Source organism: Pedobacter sp. Leaf216 (assembly GCF_001421515.1).
GTDB lineage: Bacteria > Bacteroidota > Bacteroidia > Sphingobacteriales > Sphingobacteriaceae > Pedobacter.
Map to the genome: position 1 here is coordinate 62,203 of NZ_LMKM01000006.1, position 12,872 is coordinate 75,074.

The 12,872-nt window shown below is 42.2% G+C and carries 9 protein-coding genes; 2 read left to right on the forward strand and 7 right to left on the reverse strand.

Going from position 1 to position 12,872, the window contains the following annotated elements:
* Positions 1 to 66 precede the first annotated feature (66 nt).
* The gene (locus ASE74_RS04725; RefSeq protein WP_055904936.1) at positions 67 to 534 is read left to right on the forward strand and encodes an Lrp/AsnC family transcriptional regulator; all 468 of its coding nucleotides are present in this window, start codon (positions 67 to 69) and stop codon (positions 532 to 534) included.
* Positions 535 to 642: 108 nt separating this feature from the next.
* On the opposite strand, the gene ASE74_RS04730 is transcribed toward ASE74_RS04725, so the two are convergent.
* Together ASE74_RS04730 and ASE74_RS04735 are read right to left on the reverse strand one after the other, a co-directional pair.
* Positions 643 to 1,818 carry an MFS transporter gene (locus tag ASE74_RS04730; protein ID WP_055904939.1) on the reverse strand — a complete coding sequence of 392 codons (1,176 nt, stop codon included), beginning with the start codon at positions 1,816 to 1,818 and terminating at the stop codon, positions 643 to 645.
* Positions 1,819 to 2,111: 293 nt separating this feature from the next.
* On the reverse strand, positions 2,112 to 3,728 hold the full coding sequence (locus tag ASE74_RS04735) for a Na+/H+ antiporter (protein ID WP_055904943.1): 1,617 nt from the start codon (positions 3,726 to 3,728) through the stop codon (positions 2,112 to 2,114).
* 410 nt (positions 3,729 to 4,138) lie between these two features.
* Between ASE74_RS04735 and ASE74_RS04740 the strand changes: the two genes are divergently transcribed.
* On the forward strand, positions 4,139 to 4,510 hold the full coding sequence (locus ASE74_RS04740) for a hypothetical protein (RefSeq protein ID WP_055904946.1): 372 nt from the start codon (positions 4,139 to 4,141) through the stop codon (positions 4,508 to 4,510).
* A gap of 99 nt (positions 4,511 to 4,609) precedes the next feature.
* Here the strand turns inward: ASE74_RS04740 and ASE74_RS04745 are convergent, their stop codons facing one another.
* The 5 genes from ASE74_RS04745 to ASE74_RS04765 all read right to left on the reverse strand — a co-directional run bounded on the left by ASE74_RS04745 (position 4,610) and on the right by ASE74_RS04765 (position 12,697).
* Complete coding sequence (locus tag ASE74_RS04745; protein ID WP_157255347.1) at positions 4,610 to 5,758, reverse strand: L-dopachrome tautomerase-related protein; 1,149 nt, start codon at positions 5,756 to 5,758, stop codon at positions 4,610 to 4,612.
* A gap of 74 nt (positions 5,759 to 5,832) precedes the next feature.
* Positions 5,833 to 6,582: an SDR family oxidoreductase gene (locus ASE74_RS04750; RefSeq protein ID WP_055904949.1), complete on the reverse strand. Its 750-nt coding sequence runs from the start codon at positions 6,580 to 6,582 to the stop codon at positions 5,833 to 5,835.
* A gap of 105 nt (positions 6,583 to 6,687) precedes the next feature.
* Entirely contained in the window at positions 6,688 to 7,605 is a 918-nt protein-coding gene (locus ASE74_RS04755) for an AraC family transcriptional regulator (RefSeq protein ID WP_055904951.1), read from the reverse strand.
* A 378-nt stretch (positions 7,606 to 7,983) separates the two neighbouring features.
* Positions 7,984 to 8,937, reverse strand: a complete 954-nt coding sequence (locus ASE74_RS04760; RefSeq protein ID WP_055904954.1) for an SMP-30/gluconolactonase/LRE family protein — start codon at positions 8,935 to 8,937, stop codon at positions 7,984 to 7,986.
* A 13-nt stretch (positions 8,938 to 8,950) separates the two neighbouring features.
* On the reverse strand, positions 8,951 to 12,697 hold the full coding sequence (locus ASE74_RS04765; protein WP_082458649.1) for a sigma 54-interacting transcriptional regulator: 3,747 nt from the start codon (positions 12,695 to 12,697) through the stop codon (positions 8,951 to 8,953).
* Positions 12,698 to 12,872 lie beyond the last annotated feature (175 nt).

Below are 12,872 nucleotides of genomic sequence, written 5' to 3' on the forward strand. Positions count from 1 at the left end.
AGTTTTTAACTTCGAAAAATCCTGATTTTTGAATATCTTCGGCCAACCAAATTAAACCAGATAATTATGTCAGCATATGCATTAGACGAAACCGACAGTGGTATTTTGAATCTGCTTCAAAGGGACGGGGATCTCACTTACAAAGAACTATCAGGAAAACTCAGAAGAAGCAAGTCCAATATTGTTGAACGCATTAAAAACCTCAAGACCGAAGGGTATATTGAAAAAAGCGTCGTACTGATTAACGTTCAAAAAATCAGAGATATATTCATTGCTTTTCCGCTCGTTGAATTAAATAACCATGGGCAAGATTCAATCGATATTTTCAAACGTGAGATGGCCCGATATCCACAGGTAATGGAATGTTACCATGTGACCGGCAATTTTGATTTTATGTTAAAGATAGTGACCACTGATATGATTGCCTACAATGATTTTCTAAGGGAAACCATAGCTACTAATCCGCTGGTCGGCAAGATTCAGAGCTTTATGGTTTTATCTCAAAGCAAAAGAGAAACCGCCTATGTGGTGTAAAAAGTCATAAGCGAAGCTTATTTCTGAAGCATAAAGCCACAGTTCGAAGTAACCTGAGACAAGAAATATCATCTGACCAATTGATATCGAGGGATACTATGCAACAGGTTATGCTCCTGCTGTGTTTACTTGTATTTTTAGCGCTTGTCTTGCTGTAAGTAATTTCGCAAAAACAAGAACTACGGCAAGGGTACCAAAGGTTACGGCTAACCATGGAATCTGATTAATGCCTTTGTGAAGAATAGTATAACCCGCTAAAAGCGTTCCAGCGGTTACGCCAAAATTAGCAAAGGAGTTTACCATACCGTTTGCGAATTCCAGAGCTTGCGGAGCTTCAGCGCTGATAGCCGAGGTTGCAATTAAAAAACCCGGCGCGTAAAGAATTCCCCATAACCCGACCATGATCGATACCGTTAAAGTGCTATATCCGGTCAGGTATAACCCCAGTGGAACAACGATGTTGCAACCGACCAGAAAGAGTATACTGGTTAAAGAAATGCTGGTGCTCATTATTTTCCCTGCAATCCAGTTACCGGCCAGCCCTGTTGCGCCAAACAGCAACAACAAATAGCTTATTCCTTTCGGGCTCATGTGCTTGACCTTTAGCAGATAATCAGCAAAATATCCATACATGGAGAACTCGGCCGCAAACATTAAGAAAGTCACTAGTAAGCTTAGCCAAATTACAGGTTTTTTAAGAATGGAAATCTGGTTGAGATAATTGACTTTTTTGCTCACCGGCATAGAGGGAACCACAAAATAAACGCTGACTAGTCCGATTGCGGTGATGATGGTTTGCATAAGGAAAGAATATTGAAATGAAAAAGTACTGGCTAGATAACTTGATAATGGTATCGTTGTAATTGTAGCAATACTAATTCCGCTTAGGGCAATGGCCATCATTTTATGGTGATCCTCTTCTTTTGCCGTACTCATCACAACCACTATTGCAGCGGAGTAGTAAACGGCATGGAGCAGGGCGGGTAAAGCGCGAGCTATCAAAAGCAACCAAAACGGCGGAACCAGAGCGGAAAGAATACCGTTAATCAGGTAAAGGCCCAGACTGCCAAGCATCACACTTTTCCGGTTGAAGCCGGATGATAGTAAGGTCGTGAACGGCCCGCCGAAGGCAATAGCAATTGAAAATACACTCAGCAGTAATCCGGCGGTATTGATATTAATTTTATAATGCGCCGCCACCTGGGGAAGAAATCCAATTACCCCAAACTCGGCAGTGATAATACCGATAACTCCGATGCAACAAGCATATGCAATTCTTTTCATAATAGGAGATTTTAGTCTTTATGTTAATCCGGATATAAATGCCTTCAAGGTGTATCAACCGGATATGATCAAAATTCAAAAGAGTGCTTTAATGCTTAGCGATACAATATCGTTTTACCCTTTTTGTGATTCAAAATTCGATTAATTTACATCCACTATCGTATGCGGATCAAAGGGCTTGTTATGAATTTCAAAGACTTACTGATATTTTGAAAGTTTATCTTTTGTACTGGTGGAATGATTGCTTTGTGACAACCAACGGTAATTAACGATAATCTTATTTTGTGATATTCCTATTCTTCTCTTTGACTGAATTGACGCTGGAGGCGTTCCTCTTCCAGGTCTAAAAGATCCAGCTGGTTGCGCAGTAGGCCCTCGTCAAACTGTTCATTGTTTCGGAGCTTTTTAAGCAAGCGTCTCTGGGCTGCAATTAATTCATGATGTACAGCTACATAATCCCGGTAAAGCGACTGATCGGTAATGGGATCCATGTTGTCCCCCTGTCCGGATAACAATGCAAGTTCTGAATCCATGCGAATTCTAATGGCTTTCACCAGACCATTGGCGCTATGCAGTTCAGGATATTGCTCGTTGAGGATATTGAGTGAAAGTTGGGCAAGTCTTTGCTTCATAACGTTGATCTGGTTTGCTGGAGTTAACATATAATCCGTTTCGGTGATATTGACCCATTTTACAAGTGCTGGTAAAGTGATACCCTGAAGTAAAAGTGTGACTACTATAACACTAAAAGTAATAAACAGAATAAGATTTCTTTGGGGAAATAAATCTCCTGACTGCAGGGTTAACGGAATTGAAAGGGCGGCAGCCAGAGAAACCACGCCCCTCATCCCCGACCAGCCAAAAAGTAAGGATATCTTCCAGGAGGGATTAGCATCAGCGGTTTTGATATAGCGGCTGATGAATCTGGTAAAGTATACTGCCCCAAAGGCGCAACCTAAACGGGTGAGGATAAGCACAAGCGAAATTACGGCGCTGTAGCCGATTGCTAAAACCAGACCACCCTGCCCCAGGCCTTTGATGACTACAGGAAGTTCAAGCCCAATAAGCAGGAATACGAATCCATTGAGCACGAAAGCTACAGCCTCCCAAACATTTATGCCCTGTAGCCTGCTACGGTGAGAAAGAAAATTGTCTCTCCTTACTGATAGGAATAAGCCACCGCTAACGACAGAAAGCACACCTGAAAAGTGAAATTCTTCAGCAACTATGTACATCACATAGGGTGAGAGTAACGTGAGAATGATGTCTATATTGGTTGTTGTCGGGAGATATTTATGAATGAAATAGAAACAGATGGCAATAATGAGACCTGTGAGGATTCCCATTATGATCACAATAAAAAAATCACCAGCTGCCTGGGTGAAAACAAATGTTCCCGTCATAACTGCAGCGAGTGCAAATCGGAATACAATCAGGCTGGAAGCATCGTTGAGTAAGCTTTCCCCTTCCAATAGTATGGAAAGTCTTTTTGGCACACTGACATTTTTGATTATCGCCGATGCGGACACCGCATCAGGCGGCGAGATGATGCCGCCAAGGAGAAAGCCAAGCGAGAGTGTAAAGCCCGGAATAAGCACACTGGATACAATCGCTACAACAGTTGAGGTTAGCAGTACAATAATAAAAGCAAAACTCCCAATGACCCTTCGCCATTTCCAGAGGTCCTTCCACGATATATTCCAAGCGGCTTCATAGAGTAATGGAGGAAGAAAGATCAGGAAGATGAGTTCCGGCTCAATCTCTATATCGTTAAATAACGCGAATGTACTGAGCAGCAGTCCTGAAATAACCAATAGGATTGGGTAAGCCACTTTTATTTTTCTGGCCAGCATCACAACAGAAAGAATAACTAGGAGTAAAATAGCGTATTGGATAATCAGTTGATGCATAATACTATTATTAAGTTGGCAGCCGGGTGAATAAAACAAATTGATTTATATACTTCAATTAGAATCTGATCCCATCAGCCTGTAGTCGCTGTAAGATGCAAACTTCGCCATTCACAATTCTTCTTGCTGAACGAATTGCAAAGTAAGTTTTATGAAAATCAAAGATTTGTTTGTAGAAATGATTGTTGGTTTAACGTGAATCCAAATTTTCTGGCAATATTTAGTTTTAGATCCGCGTATAGTATAATTCTCATAGCTAGGTTGAATACACACTTGCCGGCTTTCATGCTTTGGAATTCATAAAAGATTCTTTGAAATAGACATCAATTGAAGGTATGATTATCAGCAACTTTGTTAAGTCATTCTTGTCTGCGAATTTTTAATACCCAAGTTGTCTTATTAAAGATTTAATGCAAGGAAGCTCTAAGCTATTCAAAGAAGATACCAATATGAATTATCAATGTTCTTCATGTAATAATACGGTTAAGGGTGAAAATCTGGTTTCAGCCCATGTGCGCTCGATTGACTATATGGATGAATTCTCGGAAACTGAATCCTTCAGCGTTGATGGACAGCTGCGCATTGCGCATTTTGCTGCTTATCTGGTGCGATCCAGATTACCTGGCGAGATCCGAATCGAAGTTATGTTTGATTTACCACTTCCAGGAACTTCAGGAACGTTCGAGATTAAATCCTACATTTACTATTTGGGGATAGCAAAAGTAGCTGTTTACTGCTCGGTTTGCCAAAATCTTCACCACCTGAAACTCTATCAGGGATAAGTGAAAAAAGCCCGTATAACATGGCAAGTTTCCATTCAACGGTTCTTGCATTGGCGGATAGCATATTAAACATATCTCATTTGATTAACCTTACCCAAATTATCCGGTAACCTTTATCCGGATAACTCTATATGGCAGCCTTGGCATATCTTTGCCAGCGTTAAAAAACGGGCCATATTGGATCTGCGAGCAGGAAATATACAAATAACCATCTCTGAAACTGTAACTGTCCGGCCAAATCAACTTTGTGGAATCCTGCACCACTTCGCTCATCTTCATGTCGGTGTCAATCCTCATAAGCCGGGAGGATTCCAGATCACCCAAATACAGGTTTCCTTTGTCATCGAATTCCATGCCGTCTGTTGTTACAAAAGTTCCAAGTTCCTCCACGCTTTCATTTACCTTTGCAAGTGGGGTTTGGAAATCCCGGAGTAGAGCCGTTTTAATTCTATAAAGTTTTCTATCAGTAAGGGGTTTGAAATAAAGCCATCGCATATCAGGACTCAGGGCAATTCCATCGGCATTTATTTTCACGGGACCTTTTTCATTTACCCATTCCTGCCCATTTATCTTGAACGCATAGCCTTTATCTGACATTGTATAAGAAGATCCGGTAAGGACCGACCTCGAGTTGCCTGTTTTGATGTTCAAAATAATGATCGCACCGTTGCTTGAGCTGGTGATGTAGGCATAGCCTGCCGCATTATCAACGCGAATATCATTAAGGTAACTATCAGCTCCTGCAACACTCGAATCAAACCTGTAAATTCTTTCCACCTGGTTATTTTTCAGGTTTATCTTAACGATCTTATTACTATTGCGGTATACTTTACCCAGACCTATACCAGCTGCATCAACAACCCATAAGCAGTCCTTATCATCTGCATATACGGCCTGGACACATACAAATTTATTACCGCCCTCTTCCCCCAGTTTAAAACTGTTCCACTGCTCATCCGGGTAGGGCTTCTTTGTCCCGTCAGGCAGACTTTCTATAACCGCATATCGATAAGGCGGTGCCCAATTGGGAAAATTGACAAAAATACGCTGCATTGCACTTACCGCCACTCCCGTCAAACGGTAGGTACTGTCGGCATAAACATTCTCAAAGCCTCTGGACTCTTCTTCAGAAGTGATCTTGGCTCTTTCCGGCTTTTTTGAATCTGCCAGGTTGCAAGCGCTGCATACAATGCTCAATAGGTAAATAAAGCTTACAGTTAAAGACGGAAACTTGGAATTGATCATCATGACTTAAATAACATTATCTTTTGGTAATTAGAAAATATACTTACAAAGCAGTACTGCTTTGTTTTTGGAGACACTTACCAGGCTTCATCAACCGGAACTGCAAATAATTCTGCGATGTTGACTCTTGCTGGCGCTTTTAATGCGAACAGTATGGTTTGGGCAATTTCTTCCGGATGCATAAAAGACACTCCGGATCTGCTGCTGAGGATTTCGGCTTTAAATTCCTGATCCTGAATTAGGCCAAAGAGCTCAGTTTCTACTGCTCCGGGCTGGATTACGGTTGTGCGGATATTATACTTAGGCCCCAACTCCATCCTTAGCCCCTCTGTAAAAGCGGAGACCGCAAATTTCGTCGCCGAATACACGGCCAGACCTTTGGCAACTTTTTTCCCGGCATAGGAAGAAATGTTTACGATGTGTCCGGAGTGCTGCAAGATCATGTATGGCAGGGCGGATGCGGTAGCGTTCAATACCCCCTTGAAGTTGACATCAACCATTTGATGCCACTCTTCCACCCTAAGTTTTTCTACCTCTGAAAGTGGCATAACCCCAGCATTATTGATCAAAAAGTCTATTGTTCCAAATGCTTTGGCAAGCTGGTCGACGCCTTCCTGGACACTCTGCTGATTGGTAATATCCATTTCAAGGACCAGGGCCTGACCGCCTGATTGCTCAATTTCTGTTTTAAGCTGATGAAGCCTGTCCGTCCTTCGGGCTGCAAGACCGACTTTAACACCTTCTTTTGCTAATAATCTGGCGGTGGCCTCACCAATTCCACTTGATGCACCGGTAACGAGTGCAACTTTAGTTTGTATATTCATCATATCTATTTTATTAACTCAAAGTTCAGCTCATTGGAATTATAATCTTTATGAGTTGCAAAGATTTAATTATGAATTTCAAGCCTACATACAAGCGACACGTAACACTTACTTGATAAAATTCCTTCTGAAAAAAGCGGGCGTTACTCCTGTATTCCTTTTAAAGAAAATTGTAAAATTAGGTTGCTCTGCAAATCCCAGGCAATAGGAAATATTCTGCAATGACCATGAGGTGTACAGCAGGAGGGTTTTGGATTCTTCGAGAATGCGGTCACGGATGTGCGCGCTTACATTTTGCCCGGTGTGTTTTTTGAGTACCGCATTAAGATAGTTGGGGTGCATATCCAGGTTTTGTGCAAATTCTTTCGCCGTTCTAATTCTTATTGGCGCCAGATAATTGATATTGGAAGTCTCTTTTTCCAACAGGGAAAAGAAATTATGAATATGCAGGTGGTCCGCGCCAATGTGATTTGGCTCGGGATAGTGTCCAATCTTCATACTTTCAACAATGAGCATTTGTAGCATCACCTGTATGGTTTCCTGCCTATAGCAGCCATAAGCATGCTCCTGCTCAGTTATGTTATCAAAATATTGTCTTACTACAGGCAAGTCGTGATCTTTTAGGCTGATAATATTTTTATCCTTGTTTTGAAACAACCCGTATTTATCGAGCAGGTCCTTGAAATGGAGATTATCGAGCAAAAATGGTTTTTTAAAAAGAATGTATTTTGCCTCCAGCTGCTCAGATAAGTCTTTCCAGGAAATGATATCATTGGGATGGGCGAATATTAAGGTAGGCTGCTGAATGTAAAATGTTCTGAATCCAATTGTCATCACCCCGCTGCCCTTTGTGATGAGCATGATCTTGTAAAACTCACGGCGGTTGGGCATTAGGGAATTACCTGCGAAGGAGCCTTTTACCGAGCAGGTTTTAAAATTCCAATAGACAGGATTGGTTCCTGATTTATTGACATCCGAGAGATCGTGAATGATTCCGATAAGGGAATTGTTTAATCCTGTGTTCATAATCCTAAATCATTTAATTATTTGCCTTTTCATCTACCACCCGTTTTAACCGAAAAACTTCAGCAATAAAAGAATACGATTATGCCATAAGAAAATCTTGTGCCAGTTTTTAAAACACTTATTATCAGCGCTTTACATTTTTTTTATTTAGTTTTTTACCATGATATTTCGATACAAATTCAGCTGTACCGATATATCGTTGATGTCTGATTTAGTTCTAAAGATTGTGATGCGAGGTTTGAGTCAATAACAATAGCATAAAGCATAATTGTGCTGCATTAGTTATCTGATCAAGCTATCTCAACCACCCCACATGACCATCATCAGCCTGCGGGGAACGGATAAGAAATTTGATTATACCAATACATATAGAACCCTTTACCAAGGGTTTTGATTACCGGAAACCGGTGCACGGAAGGTGTGTAAATGCGGGGACAGTAATGATCCGACATATACCGTTTTCAAGTCCTTTCCACCAAAAGCAAGGCTGGTTGGTAACTTTAGGAAATCTCCGGCGCAATTGCCAAGATGTTCAGCGGTTGCTGTGAAATTTTCGCAGCCAGTCACCCAGCCCGCTAAGCCTTCAATATTTATATCGGTAAATATTTCCAGGAACTCTCCTTTGGTAGTGATCACACCAATACCATTCTTGGCAACCAGAACTACCCATACATTACCCTGGGCATCCAATGTAAAACCATCGGGATTATTACCAGGTCCAAGATCTTCGGGCCCGACAAATTCTTTGGGTCCCAGGTCGTTATTGGCCTTAATTTTAAAACGTACAATTCTTCTGGCCAAAGATTCAGCGGCATACAGGTAATTTCCATCAGGACTAACCTTTACTTCATTGGTTAAAAACAGATTTTCAGCAACAATCCTTGCTCCGCTGGCATCAATGAGCACAATATATCCGTCGGGCGCTTTGTTCTCCAGTGCGCTATACCAATGATCGCCATCGGTCATTACTGAAATCCAGATCCGGCCTTTGCTATCACACCAAGCATGGTTAACAACGCCCAGGCGTCGTCCGTCAACTTCAGTCAGGAAAGGAATGGTTACACCATCTTTGGATATCATATGAAGCGTTCTGTCGGATAATCCGCCAACCAGAAAAGCGCCATTTTTCATTCGGCAAAATCCATTGGGTTCTGCTATTCCCGAACCCAGTAAACTCGGCGTTCCGCTGGCATCCAGTTGCGCCAATCCTCCTCGGTTATCTGAAACCCAGATACCGTCAGGTGAATACCATACACATTCAGGGCGGGAAAGGCTATGACCAAAGGTTTGGAAATCTGCTTTTGATAATTTAAAATCGTGCAATGATGACATGGGTATTTTTAGATTAATTGTTGTTAATGTGTTCACGGGTAATGCCCAGTCTTTTCATCTTCGAACTCAAGGTGCTCGGGGGAACGCCGAGCACGTGGGCTGCACCAGCCTTTCCGTTTATCTTCCCTCCGCAGGCTTTTAACGTCATCAGGATATGGTCCCGTTCATTCTGGTCCAGGGTTTTGTAGATGTACACCGACTCATCAAAATTATTATTCCGGGCAACTGGGATGGCAATATTTTTTAGGGTATCTCCCGAGGATAGCAGCACACTACGCTCAATAAGATGTTCCAGCTCCCGGATGTTTCCCGGCCAGTGATAAAGCTTGAGTTCCTGGAGCAAGCGGTTATTGAGCTTATTAATTTGTTTGCCCATCTTTTTAGAGAACCGATTGATAAAATGCATGGCCAGAAGTGGGATGTCTTCTACCCGCTGACGCAGGGGTGGCAACTCTATCGGAAATATATTTAACCGGTAGTAAAGATCACTTCTGAAGCGTCCCTCATCCATTTCCTTTTCGAGATTACGGTTGGTAGCTGCAATAATCCTAACATCGACCTTAATCGTTTCTTTCCCCCCGATGCGTTCGATTTCTTTTTCCTGAAGGGCCCTGAGTAATTTTACCTGCAGTTCCAGCGGCATCTCCCCGATTTCATCCAGAAACAAAGTGCCTTTATGGGCGAGCTCAAACTTACCAAGGCGGCGATCCACCGCTCCGGTGAAACTACCTCTTTCATGGCCGAACAGTTCCGACTCGATCAGGTTAGCCGGCAATGTTGCGCAATTTACTTTCACCATCAGTTTATTGCTTCTAGGGGAATTAGTGTGTATGGCTCGAGCGATCAACTCCTTGCCGGTACCAGTCTCGCCTAGTATCATAACGGTGCTGTCAGATGATGCAACCTTACTTACCAGTTTAAATACCTCTTTCATCTGGCTACTCTCACCAACGATATCTGAATAATTATTAGCCGTTTCAAGTTCTTCCTGAAGATAGATTTTTTCTTCTTCGAGCCTGGACTTATAGCCACTGATTTCTTCAAGTTGTTGTTGAATTCTGCTGCCGGCAATGATGTTGGAAACCACTACTGCAATTTGGTTACAAACACTATTGAATAACTCATTTAGGTGATTAATTACGCTATAGGAAGAGGTCTTCACCAGCATGATTCCTGTGAATTCAGCACCAATGCGTACCGGGGCAAGAAAGTACTTCTCCGCAGGATTTAATTTGTCGCCCGGTAGAGCTAAAACGGATTTTGTCAAAGGATGCAGTGATTCAAAATCCAATTCTTCAGGGCCTGAGGCTCCTAGGGCAGATTTCAACAGCGCCTCATCTAGAAAACTATCTGCCACAGTGTTGGCAGGGGAAGACGCATCTGAACTGTCCGGGCTAGTTTTATCGGATAGAAAAATTGTTAAAGCATTATCTTGTGGATTCTTCATTAAGAAAATGAAGCCATTCACTTTAAAAAGCTCCAAAAATTGGGTAGAGATGACCCGGGATAAGCTGTATTTATCCTTAACTGCGGTAATGGCATTACTAAAATCAATAAGTCTTGATTTCTCTTCTCCCTTTTCTTCGGTATTCGTATTTGCGATAATATTTTGAACTGCAACTGAAAGCTGGCTTGCAATCCCGGACACGATTCGTAGCACTGTGGGCGCAATTTTTTTCTTGTGATCAAACAGTACTATCCAGAATCCAAAAGCTTTGTTATTAGTCGTTAATCTGACGATGACCATTTGCCTGATGCCGCTTTCATAATTCACTTTCATATAAAGCGGAAATGAAGCCTTTTTTGATTCCTCATCCAGATCAATCACTAACGGTTCTTCTGATGCTAAAGCAGCATCCAGGTAGCCGTCGCTAACCTCATGAATTCCGGTTGATGATTGATGGTACAAAGGATGATTGCGTCCGGCGGCATTCGGGTCTAATAAAAATCCTGTAGCGGTATGCCCTGTGGCATCAAGTTTTGCGATAAAAGTATGTCTGAAACCAATGATGGACTTCATCACCTGGGTGATGAAATCGAGCAATTCCTTATTGGTTCTTACTGCGGCGATGTGCCGGCTAAGCTGGATTAGCGTATCGCGTTCAGTTTCGCGCCGCGTAATTTTATCGTAGGACAATACATTGGACAGTGCATTGGATACCTGATAGGCTACCCCTTGAATGAGTTGCAGGTTATGGTCTGAATAATTTATGGCCTGCCTAAAATTAATCATCAGCATACCGATTCTGTTCTGATCATCATACAGGCTAACCCCTACCTTTGTGGTTATTCCGCGTTGAAGGTCCTGCTTAAGGTAATCCGGGCAATCTTCTGCCAGGGCCATCCGGGCAGTTTCAAAAACAACGGGACTAGAAGAGTCCATCACTGCGCTATAGCAGGGATCATGTACATCATAAACATTGAGGGACTGGGTATCGGATTTTAAATCAGCTCTGGTCGTCAGGTAATTGGCGTATGAGCCCTCCTCAGAAGTGAGCATAATATCCATATCCTCGAATTCTAGCAGATATTTTAAATGTTCACTGACTTTTTCAGCTAAATTTTCCTTTTTTCTGATTGAGGTCAAATCATAGCTGAGCTGAAGCAAACGGGTTTGCTCGGTTTCCCTTGTCAGTATCAGGTCCGCTGCACGAATATTTGCAATGGCTATAGAAAACTGAACGGACAGACTCCGGATCAAATCCAGCTGAGCGGTGGACATTTGCTGATTTTCAAGCTGACAGATCGACCAGATCCCAATTGTTTTTTCCCTAAGCTTAAGGGCAGTCATAATGATCGTCCTGATACCACTTTCATAATTAATCTCCAGATAATACGGCAGTCCTGATTTTTTTCTGATTTGCATCAGATCAAAAACGACCGGCTCATTAGATAATACAGCCTTATTGAAAAATCCATCTGTGATGGTGTATTTTGTGGTATTCACCGAATTATAACTGGGATGGTTTTTCGTCCTGGATTCACTATCTCTGAGAAAGGAAGTGACAGTGAGGTCATCATCGTTGATGACCGAAACAAAATGGTGACTAAAATCAAAGAGGTTCTTTAGTTTTTGGTGGATGATCTTCAATAAATCGGTGCGCTGTTTGGTTGCGGACAAATCTGCACTGATGGCCTGGATGGTATCGTATTGGCTACGGGCTTTGAAAAGTTGCTCCTGAACCGCAATATTTAAAACTGCAGAGTTTATCATGTTGGCGATAATTTGCAATAAGGGCAGTTGATGCCTTTCGGTATCATTTTTTGAAGCAAATGTCAGTATCCAGTTTCCGATAACCTCGGGACCTCTTTTGAGGTTGAAAAGAATAACCTCAGCAAAACTACTAGTGCTACCTGCCTTCAGGTAAGGAAATGTTTCCCTGGTCTCAGCCAGTTCGTCCAGGTCCAATACTTGGGCCGATGAATCCACAACTTCTCCCCTTACAATCCTATCATCGAGCGGTACGCGTCCCAGCTTTATTGCCTCAATAAACGGCCAGGTACTTATATTTGGAGTTTTATCGTACAAAAAGTCGGAAATAGCTGTCAGGTCATCGTTTACCAGAAATATCGTTGAGGATTCGAAACCCAGAAAGCTCCTAAGTCTTGTCTCCAAAATATTTACCAAATGCTTCTTCTCCTGAACCAGTGCGATCTCCTGGCTTAAAGACAACAGAATTACCTGAATATTAGGCTCATCCTGTTGCAACGTCTTATCGTGATCAATTGTTATCATTTGAGGAAAGACCGGAACAGGCATAGGTGGCTAACCGGATTTAGTTATAATCCGACAAGCCAAGAATTATGCCACATCGATGAAACGCCTATCATCGTATCGCAGGGCAATGTAAGCGTTTTTATCCATCACGAAATATCCCGATTTCATAGGATATCGCACGGAATTTCACGATAAATCAATAGATGATATGGAGATT